The sequence below is a fragment of the Lysobacter sp. 1R34A genome (assembly GCF_051217035.1).
In the GTDB taxonomy this organism is placed as follows: Bacteria; Pseudomonadota; Gammaproteobacteria; order Xanthomonadales; family Xanthomonadaceae; genus Lysobacter.
This window is the reverse complement of sequence record NZ_JBPKJP010000038.1, coordinates 12636-35530: the sequence shown is the minus strand read 5'-3', so window position 1 is coordinate 35530 and position 22895 is coordinate 12636. Positions and strand designations below refer to the sequence as shown.

20 protein-coding genes are annotated in these 22895 nt (G+C 67.1%); 8 read left to right on the top strand and 12 right to left on the bottom strand.

Annotated elements, in window-relative coordinates; genetic code table 11:
• Positions 1-818: 818 nt before the first annotated feature.
• The 4 genes from ACSAMQ_RS11025 to ACSAMQ_RS11010 all read right to left on the bottom strand — a co-directional run bounded on the left by ACSAMQ_RS11025 (position 819) and on the right by ACSAMQ_RS11010 (position 4870).
• On the bottom strand, positions 819-2009 hold the full coding sequence (locus ACSAMQ_RS11025) for a PQQ-dependent sugar dehydrogenase (protein ID WP_435395686.1): 1191 nt from the start codon (positions 2007-2009) through the stop codon (positions 819-821).
• 164 nt (positions 2010-2173) lie between these two features.
• Positions 2174-4063 carry an ABC transporter ATP-binding protein gene (locus ACSAMQ_RS11020; protein ID WP_435395685.1) on the bottom strand — a complete coding sequence of 630 codons (1890 nt, stop codon included), beginning with the start codon at positions 4061-4063 and terminating at the stop codon, positions 2174-2176.
• Between the two features lie 80 nt (positions 4064-4143).
• A complete protein-coding gene (locus tag ACSAMQ_RS11015) occupies positions 4144-4455 on the bottom strand; it encodes an NIPSNAP family protein (protein WP_435395684.1) in 312 nt (103 codons plus the stop codon).
• Positions 4456-4564: 109 nt separating this feature from the next.
• Complete coding sequence (locus ACSAMQ_RS11010) at positions 4565-4870, bottom strand: hypothetical protein (protein WP_435395683.1); 306 nt, start codon at positions 4868-4870, stop codon at positions 4565-4567.
• Positions 4871-5128: 258 nt separating this feature from the next.
• Between ACSAMQ_RS11010 and ACSAMQ_RS11005 the strand changes: the two genes are divergently transcribed.
• Positions 5129-6655: a fumarate hydratase gene (locus ACSAMQ_RS11005; RefSeq protein WP_435395682.1), complete on the top strand. Its 1527-nt coding sequence runs from the start codon at positions 5129-5131 to the stop codon at positions 6653-6655.
• Positions 6656-7294: 639 nt separating this feature from the next.
• Here the strand turns inward: ACSAMQ_RS11005 and ACSAMQ_RS11000 are convergent.
• From ACSAMQ_RS11000 to ACSAMQ_RS10990, 3 genes are all read right to left on the bottom strand, one after another.
• On the bottom strand, positions 7295-8251 hold the full coding sequence (locus tag ACSAMQ_RS11000) for a patatin-like phospholipase family protein (protein ID WP_435395681.1): 957 nt from the start codon (positions 8249-8251) through the stop codon (positions 7295-7297).
• A gap of 751 nt (positions 8252-9002) precedes the next feature.
• On the bottom strand, positions 9003-10160 hold the full coding sequence (locus tag ACSAMQ_RS10995) for a phospholipase A (protein ID WP_435395680.1): 1158 nt from the start codon (positions 10158-10160) through the stop codon (positions 9003-9005).
• 123 nt (positions 10161-10283) lie between these two features.
• Positions 10284-10769, bottom strand: coding sequence for a DUF456 domain-containing protein (locus ACSAMQ_RS10990; protein WP_435395679.1), 486 nt, complete (start codon positions 10767-10769; stop codon positions 10284-10286).
• A 217-nt stretch (positions 10770-10986) separates the two neighbouring features.
• Between ACSAMQ_RS10990 and ACSAMQ_RS10985 the strand changes: the two genes are divergently transcribed.
• Complete coding sequence (locus tag ACSAMQ_RS10985; RefSeq protein ID WP_031371474.1) at positions 10987-11196, top strand: cold-shock protein; 210 nt, start codon at positions 10987-10989, stop codon at positions 11194-11196.
• Positions 11197-11854: 658 nt separating this feature from the next.
• Here ACSAMQ_RS10985 and ACSAMQ_RS10980 read toward each other — a convergent pair.
• The 3 genes from ACSAMQ_RS10980 to ACSAMQ_RS10970 all read right to left on the bottom strand — a co-directional run bounded on the left by ACSAMQ_RS10980 (position 11855) and on the right by ACSAMQ_RS10970 (position 14354).
• The gene (locus ACSAMQ_RS10980; protein WP_435395678.1) at positions 11855-12964 is read right to left on the bottom strand and encodes a M35 family metallo-endopeptidase; all 1110 of its coding nucleotides are present in this window, start codon (positions 12962-12964) and stop codon (positions 11855-11857) included.
• A 290-nt stretch (positions 12965-13254) separates the two neighbouring features.
• Positions 13255-13752 carry a glycine zipper 2TM domain-containing protein gene (locus ACSAMQ_RS10975; protein ID WP_435395677.1) on the bottom strand — a complete coding sequence of 166 codons (498 nt, stop codon included), beginning with the start codon at positions 13750-13752 and terminating at the stop codon, positions 13255-13257.
• 149 nt (positions 13753-13901) lie between these two features.
• Positions 13902-14354, bottom strand: coding sequence for a hypothetical protein (locus ACSAMQ_RS10970; protein WP_435395676.1), 453 nt, complete (start codon positions 14352-14354; stop codon positions 13902-13904).
• A gap of 247 nt (positions 14355-14601) precedes the next feature.
• Here ACSAMQ_RS10970 and ACSAMQ_RS10965 point away from each other — a divergent pair, with 247 nt between their 5' ends.
• Positions 14602-15417, top strand: coding sequence for a tRNA threonylcarbamoyladenosine dehydratase (locus ACSAMQ_RS10965; protein WP_435395675.1), 816 nt, complete (start codon positions 14602-14604; stop codon positions 15415-15417).
• A 135-nt stretch (positions 15418-15552) separates the two neighbouring features.
• Here the strand turns inward: ACSAMQ_RS10965 and ACSAMQ_RS10960 are convergent, their stop codons facing one another.
• Both ACSAMQ_RS10960 and ACSAMQ_RS10955 read right to left on the bottom strand, forming a co-directional pair.
• A complete protein-coding gene (locus tag ACSAMQ_RS10960; RefSeq protein ID WP_435395674.1) occupies positions 15553-16344 on the bottom strand; it encodes a TatD family hydrolase in 792 nt (263 codons plus the stop codon).
• Between the two features lie 4 nt (positions 16345-16348).
• A complete protein-coding gene (locus ACSAMQ_RS10955; protein WP_435395673.1) occupies positions 16349-16573 on the bottom strand; it encodes a DUF6116 family protein in 225 nt (74 codons plus the stop codon).
• Between the two features lie 200 nt (positions 16574-16773).
• On the opposite strand from ACSAMQ_RS10955, the gene ACSAMQ_RS10950 reads away from it, so the two are divergent.
• The 5 genes from ACSAMQ_RS10950 to ACSAMQ_RS10930 all read left to right on the top strand — a co-directional run bounded on the left by ACSAMQ_RS10950 (position 16774) and on the right by ACSAMQ_RS10930 (position 22893).
• Positions 16774-17595 (top strand): glycine zipper 2TM domain-containing protein, encoded by an 822-nt coding sequence (locus ACSAMQ_RS10950; RefSeq protein ID WP_435395672.1) that lies wholly within the window; start codon positions 16774-16776, stop codon positions 17593-17595.
• Positions 17596-17935: 340 nt separating this feature from the next.
• A complete protein-coding gene (locus ACSAMQ_RS10945; protein ID WP_435395671.1) occupies positions 17936-19099 on the top strand; it encodes an acyl-CoA dehydrogenase family protein in 1164 nt (387 codons plus the stop codon).
• Between the two features lie 211 nt (positions 19100-19310).
• Positions 19311-19865, top strand: coding sequence for a GNAT family N-acetyltransferase (locus tag ACSAMQ_RS10940; RefSeq protein WP_435395670.1), 555 nt, complete (start codon positions 19311-19313; stop codon positions 19863-19865).
• A complete protein-coding gene (locus ACSAMQ_RS10935) occupies positions 19829-20503 on the top strand; it encodes a glutathione S-transferase family protein (protein ID WP_435395669.1) in 675 nt (224 codons plus the stop codon). The genes ACSAMQ_RS10940 and ACSAMQ_RS10935 overlap by 37 nt, the downstream gene beginning before the upstream one ends.
• 95 nt (positions 20504-20598) lie before the next feature.
• On the top strand, positions 20599-22893 hold the full coding sequence (locus tag ACSAMQ_RS10930; RefSeq protein ID WP_435395688.1) for a thiamine pyrophosphate-dependent enzyme: 2295 nt from the start codon (positions 20599-20601) through the stop codon (positions 22891-22893).
• The last annotated feature ends 2 nt before the right edge of the window (positions 22894-22895 follow it).

The window sequence follows — 22895 nt, the reverse complement described above, 5'->3', positions numbered from 1 at the left end:
GCAACGACCCGCGCGGCGGCCATCGCGACGCCCCCCCGGCACGCGGCGGCTCATTCGCCCCGAAGGCCGCCGCCCCGATGGGCGGCGCCCTGGCGGATGCGTTCGCGAGGGCGAAGCAAAAGTCCTGAGTCGTAGGGCTTCGGCTCTTGGCAATCAAAAACCGCCCCTTGAGAAAGGGGGCGGTTTTTTTTTTGTGGGGCGAGTGAAGGCGGCGCCGATAAAGGCAGCTGCTGTTCGGCTTTGGTTTTTGGTTTGATTGCCGTCCGCGTCGCCGTCGCGTTGCATCCCCGTTACCGTCAGCGCCACCGCTACCGTCAATGCAAGGATTTCGCCGTCGCTGCAATCGCTGTTGCCGCTGCTGTTGCAATTGTCTTTGCTATTGTTATTGCTGTGCGTAGCCGAACACTAGCGAAGGCTAAAGAAGACCCGGACGGCGGCCCGCATGGATGCGGGCCGTTTTTCATCGGGACAGGGATGTCCCGTATGAAAAATCCCTGCGGAGGCACCGCTCGCGCGGGTCCTTGATTCAAAGAAAAGTGCTTCTCCTTGCAAGGGCACAAGCCCGCACGATCGAAGCCGACGCAGGGATGCTCCAGACAGGCCATCCATGGCCTGCTTGCGCACGGCCCGCATCCGTGCGGGCCGCCCTCCGGGTCTTCTGTTTACCGGCAAAGCGGCAAAGCAAAACCACAAAGCGAAGCAGGACAAAATCACAGCAACGGCAACGGCAACGGCAACGGCAATAACGCCAACCGTCAGTCATCAGCCACAACCGCCAACCCCAACCCCAACCTCAACCTCAACCTCAACCTCAATCATCACTTCTTGCCCGGCGGCTCCAACCGCAACAACTTGCCCTCGTTCTCGTCGGTCAGCACATACACCTTCCCATCCGCCGACACCCGCACGTCGCGGATGCGCCAGTCGAGTTCTTTGAGCAGTCGCTCTTCCTTGACGATCTTGTCGCCGTCCAGGCTCAGGCGGATCAGGCTGCCGTCGGCGAGGGCGCCAAGGAACAGGCTGTCGTTCCAGGCCGAGCCGGGCTGGCCGGTGTAGAAAGCCATGCCGGACAGGGCCGGGGATTTTTCCCAGACGTGATACGGCGATTCCAGGCCGGGCTTTTCCTTGCCCTGGGCTTCGGAAATCTTCAGGCCGCTGTAGTCGATGCCGTGGGTGATCAGCGGCCAGCCGTAGTTCTTGCCGGGCTGCGGCAGATTGATCTCGTCGCCGCCGCGCGGGCCGTGCTCGGCCTCCCAGACGGTGCCGGTGCGCGGGTCGACGGCGAGCGACTGCATGTTGCGATGGCCGTAGCTCCAGATTTCCGGGCGCGCATCCTGGCGGCCGACGAAGGGGTTGTCCTCGGGCACGCTGCCGTCGAGGTTCAGGCGCACCAGCTTGCCCTGCAGTTTGTCGAGTTCCTGCGAGGCCATGCGCTGTTGGCGCTCGCCCTGGGTGATGAAGATATGCCCCTGGTTGTCGAAAGCCAGGCGCGAGCCGAAGTGATTCGGGCCGACGAGCTTGGGCTGCTGTTGGTAGATCACCTTGACGTCGGCCAGGGCCGCGTCGCCCAGCGTCGCCGAGGCCACCGCGGTGCCGGCGCTGCCGTTGTCGCCCGGCTCGGCGTAGCTGAGGTAGATGCGCTTGCTGCTGGCGAAATCGGGCGACAGCACGACATCGAGCAGACCGCCCTGGCCCTCGGCCCAGACCGCGGGCACGCCGGAGATCGGCGCCGAGATCGCGCCGTTGGCAGCGACATGGCGCAGGCGGCCGGGGCGTTCGGTGACCAGGAAACCGCCATCGGGCAACAACGCGACCGCCCAGGGATGCTCGAGGCCCGAGGCGATCTCGGTGACGCGCACCTCGCCGAGTTCGCTCTTGACCTGGTGGGTGGCTTGTTTCGCCGGCGCCGCCCGGGCGGGGGCGGCTTCGGCGGCCTGGTTGCGCTGGCAGGCCGCCAGGCTCAGCAACAGGGCGAGGGAAAGGACGCTGCGATGAAAAATCGGGATCATGTGCGCTCCTGGTTCGGTGGGTAGCGAGCGGGTGAGGTCGCGAACGGAGGCCGCTCGGCGACGGCGCGCCCACCATAGCCGCCGCCCGGCACTGGGACAACGAGGCGTGCGACGAGTTCCGCCCGCGCCGTCGCGGCCGGGCGTCGCCGCGCGTCGCCGCGCGCTCAACGGTAGCCGGCGGCCTGCAGCTCGAACAGTTCGGCGTAGCGCCCGCCCTGGGCGAGCAGCTCGACGTGGGTGCCGCTGGCTTCCACGCGGCCTTCGGCCAGCACCAGGATGCGGTCGGCCATGCGCACGCTGGAGAAGCGGTGCGAGATCAGCACCGCGGTCTTGTCGGCCGACAATTCCTTGAAGCGCTGGAAGACTTCGAACTCCGAGCGCGCATCGAGGGCCGCGGTCGGCTCGTCGAGGATCATCACCTGCGCATCGCGCATGTAGGCGCGCGCGATCGCGATCTTCTGCCACTGCCCGCCGGACAGGTCGACGCCGGTCTTGAAGCGACGGCCGATCAACTGGTCGTAGCCGCGCGGCAGGTTTTCGATGACTTCGTCGGCCATGCCGCGCCGGGCCGCTTCGCGGATGCGCGCGGCGTCGCCCATGGCATCGATCTGGCCGACGCTGATGTTCTCGCCGGCGGTCAGGTGATAACGGACGAAGTCCTGGAAGATCACCCCGGTGTTGGCGCGCAGCTCATCGAGGTCGTAGTCGCGCAAGTCGCGGCCGTCGAGCAGGATGCGGCCTTCGTCCGGGTCGTACAGGCGCGCGAGCAGCTTCACCAGGGTGGTCTTGCCGGCGCCGTTCTCGCCGACCAGGGCCAGCACTTCGCCGGCGCGCAGTTCGAAGTCGAGCCCGCGCAAGGCCCAGTGATCGGCGTCGGGATAGCGAAAGCCGACGTTCTCGAACACGAAGCCCTGGCGGATCGGCTTCGGGATCGCGAGCGGGTCGGCCGGCGAAACGATCTCCGGCTGGATCTCGAAGAACGAGAACAGGTCTTCCAGGTACAAGGCCTGGCCGGCGACTTGCGAGAAGCCGATCAGCAATCCTTCCAGCAGCTGGCGCAGGCGCAGGAAGCTGCCGGCGAGGAAGGTCAGGTCGCCGATGCTGAAATCGCCGCGCACCGTGCGCCAGGCGATATAGCCGTAGGCGATGTAGTAACCCAGGGTGCCGAGCCCGGCCAGCACCGTGCCCCACAGGGCGCGGCGGCGGGCGAGGGCGCGGTTGGCCTTGAAGAACTTGTCGGCCAGCTCGCGATACTTCGCGATCAGGAAGCGGTGAAGATTGAAGATCTTCACTTCCTTGGCGGTCTCGACGCTGGCGCCCATCTGGCGGACGTATTCGAGCTGGCGCCGCTCCGGGGTCCAGGCGAAATTGAGCGAGTAACCCAGGGCGTTGAAGTGCGCCTCGCCGATGAAGGCCGGGATCAGCGCCACTGCAAGCAACAGGATCAACCAAGGTGCGTAGACCAGCAGGCCGATCGCGAAACTGACCACGGTAATGCTGTCCTGGACCTGGCCGAACAGCTGGCTCATCAGGTTCATGCGGCCCATGGTCTGGCGGCGCGCGCGGTCGAGCTTGTCCTGCAGGTCGGGGTCTTCGAAGTCTTCGAGATCGAGGGTCGCGGCGTGCTCCATCAGGCGCACGCTGGTGGCGTTGGTGAACAGTTCCGACAGCAGCGCATCGCCGTAGGCGACGATGCGCCCGAGCAGGTCGGAACCGATCGCCAGGCCGAACTCGAGCGCGAGCAGGGCCAACAAGGTGTCCAACTGGCCGCCGGCCCAGGCCGAGGACAGCGATTCGAAGCCTGGGTCGGTAGCGACCAGGCGCACCGCCTCGTCGATGATCAGCTTGCCGACATACAGGGTCAGCACCGGCAACAATGCGCGGACCAGGCGCAGGCCCAGGGTGATCAGGGTCAGCGCCGGGCTGGTCGCCCAGATCTGCTTGAGGAAGGGGCGCAGGTTGCGCAAGGCATCGAAGCGCTCGCGCAGACTGGGCTTGCCGCCGTCGGCTTTCGGCTGCCGGGCCGACGGGCTCGCGTCACTGGATGTGCTCATGCGGCGATTGTGCCCAAGAACCGGCTCGCAGGGTGGTGGCCCGGTCGCCGATCGCATCACGGCGACCGTTCGGCAGCGGCTCAGTCGGGTTTGAACACCGGGCGGAAGAAGCTGCGCTCGTAGCTGATGATGAAACGCTTTTCCTGCGCATAGGCGAAGGCGGCCTGGCAGTCGGGATCGTCGAAGGAGCGCCTGCGGTAGTCCTCGTACGCGGCCAGGCTCGGGAACGAGAACATCGCCAGGGCGATGTTGTTGCTGCCTTCGGACGGCATGAAATAGCCGTGGTGCCGGCCGCCGAATTTCTCGACCAGGGCGATCCACAGCTTGCCGTAATGTTCGAACTCGGCCAATTGGTAAGGGTCGACGACGTAGCGCAGATAACAGGTGATCATGGGCGGGTAGTTCCGGGATTGCGAAAGCGCAAGGGCCATCTTGCCCGAAGCGACATCGGTTTCAGCGAAGGGCGCGGCCGATCCGACCGTGCAGCTTGCCCCGTGTCGCTCAAAGCGCCTGCCCCAACCTGAAGATCGGCAGGTATATCGCTGTCACCGTCAGCGCACCCGCACCGATGCCGACGATGCCGCCGAACAGCAACGCGGCCAGATCGCGGCGCCGTCTTGGCCACAGCATCCACAGCGCCGCCACCAGCAGCGGCAACGGACACAACGCCCAGGGATAGTCGACGAAAGCCTGCGTGAGCAACGGCAGATCCATGCTGAAGATCGCGAACATCGGCTCGAACCGCGGCACCAGCAGCAGTGGGCCGACGTCGCCGAAAGCGGCCAGCACCAGGCCGACGATCAGCATGGCGGGGTTGGACCGGGCTGGATCAAGGCCGGCCGGCGCTCACGGCTCCGGCGACGTTTGCGGGGACGAATAAGGCACGAGCGACCAGGGCGGCGGCCGGGACAGCAGCCAGCTTAGCCGTGTCCCTGGCGTCCGGCCCAGCCTGCGGGGCTCGCGGCCGGCGCAAGGGCCCCCACCGGGCCGGACAGGTAGAATGGCGGTCCCCACCGCCAGCCTACGCCCGCCGTGACCGCCTCCCAGTCCCATGCCGTTTCCGCCGTGAGCGGACCCGTCGTCATCCGCCAGGACGACCTGATCCAGTCCGTCGCCGATGCGCTCCAGTACATCAGCTACTACCACCCGGTCGACTACATCAAGAACCTCGCCGCCGCCTACGAGCGCGAGGAAAGCACCGCGGCCAAGGACGCGATCGCGCAGATCCTGATCAACTCGCGCATGTGCGCCGAAGGCCACCGGCCCATCTGCCAGGACACCGGCATCGTCACGGTGTTCCTCGAAATCGGCATGGACGTGCGCTGGGACGGTGCGACCATGGGCGTGGAGGACATGGTCAACGAGGGCGTGCGCCGCGCCTACAACCACCCCGACAACAAGCTTCGCGCGAGCGTGCTCGCCGACCCGGCCGGCAAGCGCAGCAACACCAAGGACAACACCCCGGCGGTGGTCAACGTCAAGGTCGTGCCGGGCAATACCGTCGAGGTGATCGTCGCCGCCAAGGGCGGCGGTTCCGAGGCCAAGTCCAAGTTCGCCATGCTCAACCCCTCCGACTCGATCGTCGACTGGGTGCTCAAGACCGTGCCGACCATGGGCGCGGGCTGGTGTCCGCCGGGCATGCTCGGTATCGGCATCGGCGGCACCGCCGAGAAGGCGATGCTGTTGGCCAAGGAAGCGCTGATGGAGCCGATCGACATCACCGATCTGCAGGCGCGCGGCGCCAGCAATCGCGCCGAAGAGCTGCGCCTGGAGCTGTACGAGAAGGTCAACGCGCTCGGCATCGGCGCACAAGGCCTCGGCGGCCTGACCACGGTGCTCGACATCAAGGTCAAGGACTACCCGACCCACGCCGCCAACCTGCCGGTGGCGATGATCCCGAACTGCGCGGCCACCCGCCATGCGCATTTCACCCTCGACGGCAGCGGCCCGGTCGCGCTCGATCCGCCCTCGCTTGAAGACTGGCCGAAGCTGACCTACGACTCGTCCAAGGGCCGCCGTGTCGACCTCGACACGGTCACCGCCGACGAGGTCGCCAGCTGGAAGCCCGGCGAAGTGCTGCTGCTCAACGGCAAGCTGCTGACCGGCCGCGACGCCGCGCACAAGCGCATGGTCGACATGCTCAACAAGGGCGAGGCGCTGCCGGTCGATTTCAAGGGCCGCTTCATCTATTACGTGGGCCCGGTCGACCCGGTGCGCGACGAAGTCGTCGGCCCGGCCGGCCCGACCACCGCCACGCGCATGGACAAGTTCACCGAACAGGTGCTCGCGCAGACCGGCCTGCTCGGCATGGTCGGCAAGGCCGAACGCGGCCCGGTCGCGATCGAGTCGATCAAGAAGCACCGCTCGGTGTATCTGATGGCGGTCGGCGGCGCGGCGTACCTGGTGTCGAAGGCGATCAAGGCCTCGCGCGTGGTCGGCTTCGCCGATCTCGGCATGGAAGCGATCTACGAGTTCACCGTGCAGGACATGCCGGTGACGGTCGCGGTCGATTCGGCCGGCGAGTCGGTGCACAGGACCGGGCCGAAGGAATGGCAGGCGCGGATCGGCAAGATCCCGGTGGTGGTGGAGTAAGCCTGGGGTTCGTTTTCGCCTTCTTCGTTTTGGCCTTGGCAAGCCGCGACTTTGGTGTGTCCATGCAACGCCCGGCCTGGTGCCGGGCGTTGTCGTATCGCTCTCTTTCTCGCACGCGTTTCCCGCGCATGCGGCCGTGGATGCACTCCCGTAGGAGCGGCGCAGGCCGCGACATCGCCGCGACGGCCTTGCGGCGTCTCGATCTGACAGATGGAGCGCTTTTGCCTGTGTAAGAGCGACGTGAGCCGCGACGCGACCGCGGGACGCGCAAAATCCGCAACACGTGCGTCAGCGATCGAGTGTTGATCTGCTGCAGGGTAGGAGCGGCGCGAGCCGCGACTTCGCTGCTGCGGTCTTACGGACCACCCTTCAAGAAAGATCTCGATCCTGATTTTCTTGTTCCGCGCGCCGCAAGATCGACACAACGCGGTCGCGGCTCGCGCCGCTCCTACCCTGGCGAAGGCGCGCGGCCTCCATGAGCGGCGTCGGCCTTGGTCCTTCTGCGCGTTCCGTGGTCGCGGCTCGCGCCGCTCCTACCCTGGCGAAGGCCCGTCGCCTCGATGAACGACGATCGCCCCGTTATCTATGCGCGTCCCGCGGTCGCGGCTTACGCCGCTCCTACACGGAGCCGTGGCCATCTCAAAGCCTCTTCACCAACTGCGCCAGCATCTTCCTCGTCGCCGGTCGGGTCAGGTATTCGTTGGACAAGATCGCCAGTGCGGAGAGGTTGGTCGCGCTGGTGTCGTCGAGGTCGTCCAGGCCCACCAGCAGTTCGGTCTGCATTCGGTAATAGCCGTCGCCGACCAGCTGCCTGGCGATGTAGTCGACCGAGTCGGTGTTACCGTCGAACAGCACGTCGATGATCGGCACCGCCCATTCCAGCGCGCCCCATTCGCGCGCCGAGTGCAGGTCGATGCTTCGGGTGCGCTCGCCGGTGCCGACCGACAGCACCACCAGATCGCGGCTGTTGTCGACCTGGGCGTCCTTGCGCATGGCTTCGGCGATGGCGCAGGCGGTCGGGTTGTTGGCGACCACGCCGCCGTCGATCAGGGCGCAGGCCTGACCCTGGATCTTCATCGGATGGGCCGGGAAATAGGTCGGCGCGGCCGACGAGGCGCGGCAGACTTCCCACACCGGCAGGTCGCGATGGGCCGCATCGAAACTCTTGAAGATCACCGGCGTGCGCGAAATCGTGTCGTAGCTCGTGACCAGCACCCGCGCCTGGAGCTGGCCGAGAGTGGCCTTGCCGAACACCTTCCTGAGCACCTTCTCCAGGCCGACGCCGTCGTAGCGCGGCGCCGACAAGCCGGCATAGAACATCCGACCGGTGCGCGACCACAAGCGCCCGGCCATGCCCGGAAAGATCAGGTGGCGCTGGTCGCGATACAGCTCGGCCAGGGTCGCCGGGCTCAGCCCATGGGCCAGGCCGCAGGCGACGAGCGCGCCGGTCGAACTGCCGGCGATCAGGTCGAAACTCTCGACCAGGCCGGGCTTTCCGGACTGGGCCAGCGCCCGCTCGACGCCGTCGAGCCAGTGGCAGCTCACCAGACCGCGTATGCCTCCGCCGTCGAGCGAAAGAATGCGCCGCATCTTCATCGGGGTTCTCCGTCGATCCCCACAGACTAACCCAGCGCAACCGCGATTCGGGTTACACGCCGTCGCAGTTCGCTCATGCTCCAGCGCGTCGCCGTCGCCGTCGCCGTCGCTGTCGCCGTCGCCGTGATTTTGATCTGCTCTGCGCCTTGCGGGTCAACAGAAGACCCGGAGGGCGGCCCGCAGGGAAGCGGACCGTGCGCAAGCAGGCCAGGGATGACCTGTCCGGAGCATCCCGGCGTCGGCTTCGATCGCGCGGGCTGGTGCCCTTGCAAGAAGAAGCACTTCTTTGGTGACTTTCTTTTGTTGCTTTCGACGAGAAAGTTACCCGCACCCTTTAGGGGGCGGAAGCTTTGCTGTTGATGTTGCTTTACTGCCTCATGGCCGTTGACGCCGCGACGGGAGACGACGCGGTCGCGGCTTGCGCCGCTCCTACCCTGGCGATAACACGCCGCTCCGATAGACGACACCGGCCTTGGCGCTTCTGCGCGTCCCTTGGTCGCGACTGACGTCGCTCCTACAGTGGGGGCTCTGCATCCGCTTGATGATGCGCCGCAAGACCGGCACGGCGCGGTCGCGGCTTGCGTCGCTTCCACCCTGGCGATAACACGCCGCTTCGACAGACGACACCGGCCATGGCGCTTCTGCGCGTCCCTTGGTCGCGACTGACGTCGCTCCTACAGTGGGGGCTCTGAATCCGCTTGATGATGCGCCGCAAGACCGGCACGGCGCGGTCGCGGCGGCCGCTACGAACTCAATACCACTCCAGCAACGACACGCCCAGGCCGATGTAGGTCGCGCGATGGTTGTAGTCGATCATGCTCTCGCCGTAGCCGTCGAAGATCTGCAGATGGCCGCGCAACTGGTTATGGATCGGGAAGCCCCAGTCGAATTGCAGCGCGCCGTGCGAGCGGTCGCCACCGCGCATCGAGTGGCGCGCCATCAGCGAGAACTCGTGGCCGCCGCGGCGATGCACCACGGTGAGGTCGCCGCGGCCGATGTAATCCTCGATGTCCGGATTGTCGTCGTCGTTGCCGTCCGACAGGCGCCACCACGGCCGCAGCATCACCGCCCAGTTTTCGCGGTCCAGGCCGACGTTGGCGATGACCCGGTTCCAACTGCGCGAGAACGGATCGGTGCGGCCGTTGGACTGGTGATTGATGCCGATCGCCGCCATGCGTCCGTTCCAACCGCCGATGCGGTAGTTGTTGCGGAACACCAGCAGCACTTCCGGCTCGTAGTTGGTTTCGCGGAAGGGGCGCGAGTCCTCGCCGTTGTAGACCTGCCAGCGCGAGCTCTGCGTGTAGCCCATCCACACATCGCCGTTGTCGCCGAACAGGTTCTCGACCGCCTTGGTCTTGAAGCTGATCTGGAACTTGGCCTCGATGTCCTTGAGCGACTGCGGCTCGGTCACGGTGTTGCGCGGATTCGGCGACGACGGCAGCGTATTCGGGTCGTCGTTCCAGAACACCGGCAGCAGATACACCGGCTTGTAGGCGCGGAAGTTGAACACGCCGAGCTTGGAATCCTTGGCCAGCTCCCAGCGGCTGTCGAGCAGGCCGCCCTTGCCGGCGTTGGCGATGGCGCTGTCGAGCGGGTCGTCGTGGCTGAAGACGCTGCCCGACAGCGCGCGCTTGGCGCGTTCGCCGACCGTAGGCCTGGCTTCGCCGGCGATCTCGTCGCCGACCTTAAGGTTCTGTTGGATAGCCTTGGCTTCCTTGGCCGCGATATCGGCCTGGCGTGCGCCGTCGGCCGGACGGCCGAGCGCGGCGTCGTAACAGGCCAGGCGATCGGCGTTGCTGGTGATCGCCACGCAGGCTTCCGGGGTCGCCGCCTGCGGCGCGGTCTGTGCGCAGGCGAGCAGGGGGGCGCTGGCGAGCGCGACGGAGATCAGGCTGCGTTGCAGGGACATGGCGACACTCACGTGTAGGGATCGCGAACGACAAAACCGGTGCAGTCTTGCATCCGGATGCGAACAAGGCGTGAACCGCGCCGCAGCACGGGCTGCGGCGCGGTTCACGCTAACGAGGTTGCATCAGAAGAACCAGGCGAAGGCGAACAGTCCGACCATCGCGAAGGCCAGGCCGAGCTTGAGCACGGTGCCGGCGACGATGCCGACCCAGGTGCCGACGCCGACCTTGGTCGCCTGGCTGAGCTGGCGGGTGTGGATCAACTCGCCGACCAGGGCGCCGACGAAGGGGCCGATGAACACGCCGACGAGGCCGAAGGCCAGGCCGGCGAAGGTGCCGATGATCGAGCCGACGATCGCCAGCTTGCTCGCCCCGACCCGTTTGGCCCCCATCGCCGTGGCCGCGAAATCCACGCCCATCGACAGCACCGTCAGCAGGCCGAGGATGACCAGCACCACCCAGCCGACTTTCTCGAACCCGGATACCCAGGAAGCCAGCACCATCCCGGCGAAAACCAGGGGCAGGCCGGGCAGGGCGGGAAGCACCGTTCCGACCATTCCGACGACCACCAGCACCCCGGCCAAAATGTAATAAAACGTATCCAAATTCATGCCGAATCCCTTGTCCGGACAGGCTGTCCGGGCTGTTTGCATTTTGGCCCATGTCGGGGTACGTTGCGGTCGCTGCGTTTGCCAAGGGTCACCGTGAATCGTGGCCCCGATGCGGTAGATCCACCGATCCGCTACATCGTTGCACCTCGCTTCCTCCTTGCAACCAGCACGCGACGAAGGTCGTGTTAACAACTCACGTTCCAGGGAGAGAGTAGCGATGTCCGGCAAAGAAACGGGAACCGTCAAGTGGTTCAACGATGCCAAGGGTTTTGGCTTCATCAGCCGTGAGAACGGCGAAGATGTCTTCGTGCATTTCCGCGCGATCCAATCCCAGGGCTTCAAGAGCCTGAAGGAAGGCCAGAAGGTCTCCTTCACCGTCGTCCAGGGCCAGAAGGGCCTGCAGGCCGACGCGGTCGAACCGCTGTAAAGCTCGCACCGACATGCGGCTGCGGTCTTCATCGCAGCGCATAGCCTCAGAAAAGCCCGGCTCCGGCCGGGCTTTTTGCTGTGTTTTTCTTGATTTTCGTCACAGTTCCGCATATTGACCGCTGCGCTCGGGATCGATCGCAACGGTCGCGCCGGCTCGAGTTTCGTGGAACCGGCCACGGGGGCCGGCGAGGCACCCAGCGATATATCCCTGTCACTTACGCCGGTTCGATTTATATCGATTGAATACGCTCGCCACAGTCGCCGCCGCCGGGCCGTCGATCGTTTCGCGTGCCTGCCCGGCGAAAAAGCGCCGGGGGCGCTAAGCCCCCGGCAACCGACGGCTGTCGAGCCGTCCGCGTCCCTGCCGTTGTTGCCCGCGAACGGCGCTGCATCGCCCGACGCCGTTCGCGCTTCCGGACTCCGCGGAAGGAGCCCTGCCCGGCGGCGGTCGGGCCTCGTCTCCCGGTCGCCGCCTCGCGCCGTCCTGGCGCGTTCGATCCGCATCCGGCGGAGGGCTCGCGATGATCGAACGCACGAGTCCGGCGAGTGGGGTCGAGCACGGGTGGATTTCGCATCGGCCGTGGCATCCAACGCGGGCGGCCCGCCGTAGCGGGCCGTCCGGAGCTCGAGGGAGCATCGCCGCGCGGCGGCGCGGCTCAGTTCTGGAACGGGGTGTTTTCGGCGAAGTACTCGTGGTTGTCGGCGTTGTCGAGCGCGGCGCTCGGGTTGCTGCTGGCGAGGCTCTTCGCCGCGCTCTGGCCGTAGGCGTGATCGTCGGTGCCGGCGACGACGGTGAAGTGGCTCATCTCATGGATCAGGGTGCCGGCCTTGGAGTCGGTGCCGGTCAGCGGCGCGTTCCAGAACGCATTGCAGACATAGATCTGGTACGGCTGGTTCGGGTAGACGTAGGCATAGGCGCTGCTGTTGCAACCGCAGTTGATGGTGATCTGCCCGTTGCTCTGGTCGATCGCCGAATCGATCGCAACGAAGTGCGAGCGCGCGGTGCTGTAGCGGGTGGAGGTGTAGGCGCCGAACCAGGTGGTGTAGCGCGGGCCGACGGTGCCGGCATTGAGATAGCCCTTGGCGTTCTCGGCGTAGCTTCGCGCGGCGTTGACCGCCTGGCCGGCCGAGCTCGTGCGCGAGGTGGTGCAGCCGACGTAGTTGACGCCGTTGACGACCGCGCTCGGGCCGACCGGCGGTTTCTTCGCCGACGGCGAGGCCTTGCTGCCGCCGAGTTGGTCGAGACCGTCGACCCACAGGCTCAGCGGCGCGCTCTGCGCGCTCATCGGCAAGCCGTTGGGCTGGTGCAGCATCACCCGGTCGGAGGTCGAAGCGTGTTGCAGCGGCGCGTTGAAGCTGACCACGTATTGGCCGGTCTGCGACAGGTCGTAACCGGCCGACAGATCGATCACCCGGCGATAGGTCTGGCCCGGCTGCAGGATCGCGAAATCCTCGGCCTGCGGCAGGCCGCGCTTGACCATCGCGCCTTCGTAGGCGACCGGTCGGCCGTTGTAGCTGACGTTGAACAGCTTGGCGTCGAACTGGTCCGACGGCAGCTGCCACTTCGGCAGGCGCACGGCCTTGCGGCTGGTGTTGGTGATGCTGATCTCGACCGAGCCGAGGAAATCGTCGGCGGCGCCGGAGACGGCGACCATGCCGACGCGCAGCGGATTGTTCTGTGCCGAACCGGGTGCGGCGACGGCGGCTGCAATGGCGCCGGTAAGCACGGCACTCGCGGAAACCAGATGCACGAAGCGAAGTTTCATTCCACGATCTCCTGATGTTGCGATGGGCGGGGTCCGGTGGCGGACTGGAAAACCCTAACCGAAGGCAAGATCGTGCAACGCGCGATAAGTGCGCCAGTTCCGCGCCTAATCGTGATGCGGGTCGTGAACGCGAAGCGCGGCGCGCGCGCAAAAAAAACGGCCCGCGATACGGGCCGTTTTTCGTCGCTGCTTGTCGTTACATTGTTACATCGCGAGCCTGGAGCGGTGCGCCCGGTTCGCGTTCGATCGCGATGGCCCGATCACGACGGGCCGCCGCTGTGCAAAGCCGATCAACGAACGTAGACGCGACCGTTGGCGACGCGGACGTAGGTGTTCTCGCGAATGCCGCCGAGGTCCTTCTGGCTGACCACTACGGTGCGGCCGTCGTTCATGCGCACATAGACGTTATAGCTCGGCGCGCCGACGCGGTTCTGGATCGCGTTGCCGGCGAGGGCGCCGGCGGCGGCACCGGCGACGGTGGCGGTATTGCGACGGCCCTTGCTGTCGGTGTGATCGTCGGCGATCTCGCGGCCGGCGACGGCGCCGACCAGACCGCCCAGGATCGCACCGGTCGCGCGCGGCGCCGTGCTGGTCGCGGAGGTCTGTTCGATGCGGGTCACCACACCGCAGTCGTAGCAATTGTTCTGCTGATTGCCGTAGCTCGGTTGCGACGGCGGCGGGTAGCTGTTGCCGTAGCCTCCGCCGTAGCCCGGAGACGTCGCACAGCCGGCAAGCGCCAGCGAAGCGGCCGCGGCCAGACCCAGCAATCGGATGTTATTGGTGTTCATTCGAGGCTCCTGCGCTTTAGGGGCGAGTGGCGGACAGCTGCCACGCATCGCCAAGCTATGCGCAGTCACGTGAACACGTGTTCAATTTTTGACCCCGCATCCGACTTCTCCCCCACCGCGTTCAGCTCGCGGCGGGGAAGCGCGGCCAGTCAGCCGCGGAACTCCTGATGGCAGGCCTTGCAGGCTTCGCCGATCTGTTCCGAAACGGCGCTGACGCCGGCGCAGTTGAGCGGCGGGCTGGTCAGCGCGCCGTCGAGCGCTGCGCGCATCTTGCTCGCGTGCTGGCCGAAGCGGCCGTCGTCCTTGAGGTCGGGGAAGGCCGGTTCGAGATCGTCGGCCATGGTGCGCAGGGCCTTCAGATGCGGGAGCGTGTCGGTGGCTCCGCAACGGTTCTGTTCCGCCTTGCCTTTGAGCTGGCCCAGATGCCACTGCTGCACTTGCATGACGCTGTCGGGAAAATGGTCCTTGCGCTGGTCCAGTGCGCGTACCGCCATCACCGTGGCGACGACGCCGCCGACCAGGCCGATCAGGAACAGAAACAGGTACTTCGAACCATTGCCTTTGCGCTTTGCGTCGGCGGTGGTGGGCTGGGTATCGCTCATTGCCTGGCCTCGCTCCAATGTCGAGGCACGATAGCACGCGCGAACGTGAGGTCCAGGTCAGCGCAGGCGCGCTCGAAACCCCGGGCGGCCAAGCCTTCCAGGCCGGTTAAAGGCACATTGCCCGAGGCGGGAGCGGGCGGGTGGAGCAAGCCGGCCGGGCGCTCGGTTTCCGTAGGGCGCCGCCGCCGCGCCGCAGTGTCCCAGCGGCCGCGCCGGAAAGCCGCGCCGCCGCCCTTACAATATGCGCATGACCCCGCCAACCTCCGACTCCCTCTGGCAAGAACGCTTTGCCGGCATCGACCGCCTGTACGGCCACGGCTCGGTCGCGCGCTTCCGCGAATGCCGCATCGCCGTGGTCGGCATGGGCGGCGTCGGCTCCTGGGCGGTGGAGGCGCTGGCGCGCACCGGCATCGGCCACCTGACCCTGATCGACGCCGACGACCTGTGCGTATCCAACACCAACCGTCAGTTGCCGGCCCTGGAAGGCCAGTACGGCCGCGCCAAGGTCGAGGCCATGGCCGAGCGTTGCCGGGCGATCAATCCGGCCATCGAGGTCGACCCGGTGCAGAGCTTCCTGACCCCGTCGAACCTGGACGAGTTGCTGGACCGCGGTTTCGACCTGGTCCTCGACGCCTGCGACAGTTTCCGCAGCAAGGTCGAACTGATCGCCTGGTGCAGGCGCCGCAAGCTGCCGGTGATCGTGGTCGGCTCGGCCGGCGGCCGCACCGATCCGACCCTGGTGCGGGTGCGCGACCTGTCGCGCACCGAGCACGATGCGATGCTGGCGCTGATCCGAAAGAAGCTGCGCGGCGAGTTCAATTTCCCGAAGAACCCCGGCCGCTATTTCAGCGTCTCGGCGATCTATTCGCTGGAGAACGTCAAATACCCGCAGCCCGACGGCAGCGTCTGCGGCCTGCGGCCGAAGCTCGCCGGCGACGCGGCCCTGAAGCTGGACTGCGGCGCCGGGCTCGGCGCGGCCACCCACATCACCGGCGTGTTCGCCTTCGCCGCGGTCGGCCGCGCGCTGGAGATCCTGCTCAAGCCCAAGGCGCAGGCGGCCTGAGCCGCAGCCCCGCCTTGGGATAGGGCGGCGCAAGCGGCGACCGCGGGCTTCGGCCCGGGCGATAGCTGGTATCGAATCGATCGGCAGCCGTGGTTGCGCCGCCGTTGGGTTGGCGCGGTCGCGGCTTGCACCGCTCTACCCGGAAGCGACACCCGATGCAGGCGGCAGCTTGAACAACCGCTCGGCATTGCGGCTGGTCGCGGCGGCGAGTTCGTCCAGCGATATTCCGCGCAATTCGGCGATGGTCTCGGCAATGCCGGCCAGCCGCGCCGGTTCGTTGCGTTGGCCGCGGATCGCCGCATCCGGCTGGTCGGGCGCATCGGTTTCGAGCAGCAACTGCTCCACCGGCATCGCCGCGACGATGCGCCGCAGGCGCTTGGCGCGGTCGTAGGTGACCGGCCCGCCGAGCCCGAGCAGGAAACCGGCCTTCCATAACTGCTCGGCCTGTTCTTCGCTGCCGGAATAACTGTGGACCACGCCGCGCAGGCCGCCGATGCGGCGGAACGCGGCGATGGTGGCCTCGACCGCATGGCGCGCGTGCACGATCACCGGCAGGTCGTATTCGCGCGCGAGTTTCAGCTGGCCTTCGAAATAGCGCGACTGCTCGTCTCGATCGAGCCCGTCGACGAAATAATCGAGCCCGCATTCGCCGACCGCGAGCGGCCGTTCGCGTTCGATCCAATCGCGCAGCTCGTGCAGATGCCCGGGCCGGTGCGAGGACAGATACATCGGGTGCAAGCCATAGGCCGGGTACAGGCCGGGCGCGCTCGCGCAGACTTCGCGCAACTTCGGCCAGCCGGCGGCGTCGATTGCCGGTACGAGCTGACGGGCGATGCCGGCCCGGCGCGCGCGCGCGATGACCTCATCGCGGTCGGAATCGAACTCGGCCGCGTCGAGATGGCAGTGGCTGTCGACCAGGGCGGGCATGCGCTCAGCGCTTGCGCGGCGAGGGCGGCTCGATGGTCGCCGGCGTCTTGCGGTTCTTCCAGTTCGCCAGCAGCAGGGTGCCGAGGCCGAGCAGGATTTCGTCGGCGAACGGGACGAAGTCGGGGATCACCAGGTCGACCAGGAACAGCGCCGCGGTGACCACGAACAGACGCGGATAGCTCAGGCGTCCGAGAAAGCCCATCAGGGGAGCGAGCAGAGGATTGGCCATGTTCGGTCGAGTTGTGACGCGGGTTGCAAACACGCTAGCACGGGGCCGCGCGACGATTCATACCTAGGACAGATTGGCGAAAATCAATAGGCACCGGTTCAGCTTTCAAGTGGTGGAATGGCGCCATCCCCCAACGGCCGCCAGCGTTTACCGGCCGTCCGCACCTCACCTAATTGCTCACCGCGCCCCGGAGACACCAAATGAACAAGAACATGATAGCTGTAGCGATTGCGGCGCTGCTGGTCGGCGGCGTTGCCGTCGCGGCGTTCCAGAGCTTCCGAGGCAACGGCGCGGCCGGCCAGGCCGGGTTGGCTCCGGTCGCGGGCGCCGAACTTGCGCCGGCCGGCACGGTCGGCGACATCGCCGCCAACGGCGCGATCAACACCTCGCCGCAGGTCGACTACGCCGACGTGGTCAAGGTCGACCCGATCAACGAGAAGCAGAAGCTGTACGCGACCGTGATCGGCACCGATCCGGTCCGCGAGACCAACACCACCTCGACCCCGCGCGAAGTCTGCGAAGACGTGGTCGTGCAGGAGCGTCTGGCCGAGCGCGACGGCAATGTCGGCGGCACCGTCGCCGGCGCGGTCATCGGCGGCCTGCTCGGCAACCAGGTCGGCGGCGGCAACGGCAAGAAGGCCGCGACCGCGGCCGGCGCCGTGGCCGGCGGCTTCATCGGCAACCGGGTGGACCGCAACCATGTCGGCGGCCGCGTGGTGAACCGCACCGAGCGCCAGTGCCACACCGTGTCGGACAAGTCGCAGTCCTCGCGCGTGGTCGCCTACAACGTGACCTACCGCAACCCGGACGGCACCACGGGCACCATGCGCACCGAGAGCAAGCCGGGCAGCCGCATCGCGCTGGGCAGCGAAGACAAGGTCGTCGGCTACGACGTGACCTACCGCTACCAGGGCCGGGAGCAGACCATCCGCATGGACGAGCGCCCGACCCAGCGCCTGCCGGTCATCGACGGCCAGGTCGTGACCCAGACCGCATCGGCCAGCGCGCCGAGCCGCGGCTGAGGCCGGCAAACCAGGCGACACCCGAACGGGGCCGGATCTTCCGGCCCCGTTTTTTTTGAGCGGCTCGGCCGCGAGCACGGCAGGCCGTAGCCGTCGCGCTCGCTCGGAGCCGGGCGGGGACGCTGCCACGCCTGCAGCAACGGACAAGCCCGACTCTCGCGCGCGTTTCCCTAGCCAGCCGCGGATGCTGGCGAGAAACCCGCCCGCTGCCGCACGGGCCTGCGCAAGAATTCCCCGGATAGCGGCAACTGGGCGAATCCGCGGGTTTTCGGCCTTACCCGCGCCGCGAGGGGCCATTACAATGGCCGTCTTTCTGTCCTAGAGGTCTCCCAAGCGCGCCATGGCCCTGAATCCCTACGATCTCTACGACGTCCGTTCCTTGCTCAGCGACGAGGAGCGCGCCGTCCAGGACACCGTGGCCCGTTTCACCGATGAGCGCGTGATCCCGATCATCGGCGATGCCTTCGACCAGGGCCGCTTCCCGAAGGAACTGGTGCCGGAAATCGCCGCGCTCGGCCTGCTCGGCTCGTCCCTGCCGGAACAGTACGGTTGCGCCGGCCTCAATGCGGTCAGCTACGGCCTGATCTGCCAGGAACTCGAGCGCGGCGACAGCGGCATCCGCAGTTTCGTCAGCGTGCAGTCCTCGCTGTGCATGTACCCGATCTTCGCCTACGGCACCGAAGAACAGCGCCAGCGCTGGCTGCCGGGCATGGCCCGCGGCGAGATCATCGGTTGCTTCGGCCTGACCGAGCCGCACGGCGGTTCCGACCCGGCCAACATGAAGACCAACGCCAAGCGCGACGGCGGCGACTGGGTCCTCAACGGTTCCAAGATGTGGATCACCAACGGCAACCTGGCCGACATCGCCATCGTCTGGGCGCAGACCGACGACGGCATCCAGGGCTTCGTGGTCGAGAAGGGCATGCCCGGTTTCGCCGCCCAGGAAATCAAGCACAAGATGAGCCTGCGCGCGTCGGTGACCTCGTCGCTGTTCTTCGACAACGTGCGCGTGCCCGAGGCCAACCGCCTGCCCAACGTCAAGGGCCTGAAGGGGCCGCTGGGCTGCCTGACCCAGGCGCGCTACGGCATCACCTGGGGCCCGATCGGCGCGGCCATCGCCTGCCTCGACGAAGTGCTGGGCTACACCAAGGAACGCATCCTGTTCGAGCGTCCGGTCGCGGCGACCCAGTCGGCGCAGATCAAGATGGCCGAGATGGCGCGCCGCATCACCATGGCGCAGTTGCTGGTCGTGCAGCTCGGCCGGCTCAAGGACGCCGGCAACATGCAGCCGACCCAGGTCAGCCTGGCGAAGTGGAACAACTGCCGCATGGCCATCGACATCGCGCGCGAATGCCGCGACCTGCTCGGCGGCGCCGGCATCACCACCGAGCACGCGGCGATCCGTCATGCGCTGAACCTGGAGTCGGTGATCACCTATGAAGGCACCGAGACCGTGCACCAGCTGGTGGTCGGCCGCGAGTTGACCGGGATCAGCGCGTTCTGAGTGTTCGCTCCCGTTTCCCGGGAGCTGGCGGTACTTTACTTCCCCCGCACGCGGGGGGAGGTGGCCCGAAGGGCCGGATGAGGCGCATGCGGTCCGGCGGCCTGGCACGCAGCCGACGCAGCCGGATCGCGTCCCTCATCCAACCCCTCTCTCATAAGCGGCGAGGGGCTGCGACATGGCGAAGCTGGCGCAAGGGGAGAACCGAGCCGTGATGACGATTCCCGACATCGAACTGGAAACGCCGCGCCTGATCCTGCGCCCGCCGCGCCTGGACGATTTCGACGCCTGGGCTTCTTTCATGGATGCCGGCGACTACCTGCGCTACATCGGCGGGCCGCAGCCGCGGTCGGTCGCCTGGCGCGGCCTGATGTCGGTGATCGGTTCCTGGGCCGCGCTCGGCTACGGGTTCTTCTCGGTCTACGAAAAAAGCTCCGGGCGCTGGGTCGGCCGCCTCGGCCCCTGGCAGCCGGAGGGCTGGCCGGGCACCGAAGTGGGCTGGGGCATCGTCGAAAGCGAAGGCGGCAAGGGCTATGGCACCGAGGGCGCCGCCGCGGCGACCGACTGGGCTTTCGAGCATCTCGGCTGGAGCGAGGTGATCCACACCATCGACGCCGACAACGGGCCGTCCAAGGCCGTGGCCGCTAAGCTCGGCTCGCGTTACCTGCGCCAGGATCGCCTGCCGGCGCCGGCCGACATGGAAGTGGAAGTCTGGGGCCAGACCCGCGAGGAATGGCGGGCGCGCCGCCGCTCGGGAGCCGTCGCGTGATCACCGTTCACGGTTTTTCGCCCTCGGGCAATTGCCACAAACTGCGCCTGTTGCTCGAACAGCTCGGCGAACCTTACGCCTGGGTCGAAGTCGATAGCAGCCGCGGCGAAACTCATACGCCGCAATTCCTCGCTCTCAATCCCAACGCCAAGGTGCCGGTCGTCGAGTTCGACGACGGCCGCACCCTGAGCGAATCCAACGCGATCCTGTACTACCTCGCCGACGGCAGCCCGTTCCTGCCGAGCGACCGCTGGCAACGCGCGCAGGCCCTGAGCTGGATGAACTTCGAGCAGTACAGCCACGAGCCTTGCATCGCCGTGGCCCGTTTCATCGCCGGCTGGACCCCGCTGGATTCGCCGCGGCGCGCCGAGCTGCCGTCGCTGCGAGAACGCGGCCATCTCGCGTTGGCGGTGATGGAGCGGCACCTGCAGTCGCACGATTGGTTCAGCGGCCCGGCCTACGGCATCGCCGACATCGCCTTGTTCGCCTACACCGACGTCGCCGGCCACGGCGGCATCGAGCTGGCGCCGTATCCGGCGATCAATGCCTGGCGCGCGCGGGTGCGCGCGACGCCGGGCTTCGTCGCCTTGCCCGATCCCGACCCGCAGGCGGCGCAGCGCATCGCGCAGACGCTATGACGGGTTCGGCCTGATTCTTCCTTGATGAGCCGGCCCGGCGACGGGCGGCGGAGTGTTCGATGTCAGCGCAACTGCAGTCTTCGATCTTCAACCACATGCCGAACTTCAACGCGGTGCCGAGTCCGATCCCGGCACGCATGAAGGGCCTCAACCGGGCCGAAATCTGCGACGCCAATTTCGTCGAGTTCGTCAAGCGGTGGGACGGGCGCGCCGATGCGCGGCCGGCGCCGGAGGAGGCGATCCTGCCGGGCAGCGCGCTCGACGCGCGCGGCTTCCGCGAGCTGTTCGAGTCGCAGCTGATCAGCCGTCACCTCGACCTGATGGCGCGAGTGCTGCGGGTGCAGAACAAGGTCTTCTACACCATCGGCTCCAGCGGCCACGAAGGCAATGCGATGGTCGCGCGGCTGACCCGGCACACCGATCCGGCGTTCCTGCATTACCGCAGCGGCGGCTTCATGGCCGAGCGGTTCCGCAAGCTGCCCGGCATGGACCCGGTGATGGATTCGGCGCTGAGTTTCGCCGCCAGCAAGGACGACCCGGCCTCGGGCGGCCGGCATAAAGTCTGGGGCAGCAAGCCCTTGTGGGTGCTGCCGCAGACCTCGACCATCGCCTCGCACCTGCCCAAGGCGCTCGGCACCGCGGTCGCGATCGAAACCGGCCGCCGCCTCGGCCACGCCTTGCCGATCCCCGACGACAGTATCGCCATCTGCTCGTTCGGCGACGCCTCGGCCAACCACGCCACTGCGCAGACCGCATTCAACGCCGCGGCCTGGACCGCCTACCAGAAGCTGCCGGCGCCGGTATTGTTCGTCTGCGAAGACAACGGCATCGGCATTTCGGTCAAGACCCCGGGCGGCTGGATCGCCAACCGTTTCCGCAACATGGACGGCCTGGATTATTTCGCCGCCGACGGCCTCGACCTAGCCAGCGGTTACGCCGACGTGCAACGCGCGGTCGAACATTGCCGCCGCAGCCGCCGTCCGACCTTCCTGCACCTGCGCACGACCCGGATCATGGGCCACGCCGGCACCGACTTCGAGATCGAATGGCGGTCCTTCGAGGAACTGTGCGCGGTCGAAGCCAGCGACCCGCTGCTGCGCTCGGCGGCGATCGCGCTCGAGTCGGGGCTGATGTCGAAGCAGGACGTGCTCGATCTGTACGAGGCGACCCGCAAGCAGTGCTTCGCCGCCGCCGAGGAAGCCGACCGCCGGCCCAAGCTCGACCGCCTCGACGAGGTCATCGCGCCGCTGGCGCCGTATTCGCCCGAAGCGGTGCAGCGGGAAGCCAAGCGCGCCGATTTCGACGAGCGGCGCCTGCAGGTATTCGGCAGCGAGGCCAAGCTGCCCGAGCAACAGCCGCCGCGCCATCTGGCGATCCAGATCAACAACGCCCTGCACGACTTGTTCGCCAAGTATCCGGAAACACTGCTGTTCGGCGAGGACGTGGCGCAGAAGGGCGGCGTCTATACCGTCACCAAGGGCTTGCAGAAGGCGTTCGGCCCGCGCCGCGTGTTCAACACCCTGCTCGACGAGACCATGATCCTCGGCATGGCCCAGGGCTTCGCCAACGTCGGCCTGATGCCGATCCCGGAGATCCAGTACCTGGCGTATTTCCACAACGCCTGCGACCAGATCCGCGGCGAGGCGGCCTCGCTGCAGTTCTTCAGCAACAACCAGTACCGCAACCCGATGGTGGTGCGCATCGCCGGCCTGGGCTACCAGCGCGGCTTCGGCGGGCATTTCCACAACGACAACTCGATCACCGCCTTGCGCGACATCCCCGGCCTGGTGGTCGGTTGCGCTTCGCGCGGCGACGACGCCGCGACCATGCTTCGCACCCTGACCGCGCTGGCCAAGGTCGACGGCCGCGTTTCGGTGTTCCTGGAACCGATCGCGCTGTACATGACCAAGGATTTGTACGAAGCCGGCGACGGCGCCTGGCTGACTTCGTATCCGAAGCCCGACGAGGCGATGACGCTCGGCGAAGGCCGCGTGTACGCGCCGCAGGACGGCAGCGGGGGCGACGACCTGGTGATCTTCAGCTACGGCAACGGCGTGCCGATGAGCCTGCGCGCGGCGCGCGAGATCGAGAAACAGCACGGCTGGAAGGCGCGGGTGATCGACCTGCGCTGGCTGGTGCCGCTCAACGATGCCTACATCGCCGAACAGGCGCGCGGCGCCAGGCGCATCATCGTCGTCGACGAAGGCCGGCGCAGCGCCGGCGTCGGCGAAGGCGTGATCACCGCCCTGGCCGAGGCCGGCTTCGGCGGCGTGCCGTTGCAGCGCGTGGTCGGCGTCGACACCTACACGCCGCTGGCCGGCGCGGCCTTCCTGGTGATCCCCGGCGAAGACGACATCGTCCGCGCCGCCGACGCGCTCGCGAAGGGCTGACG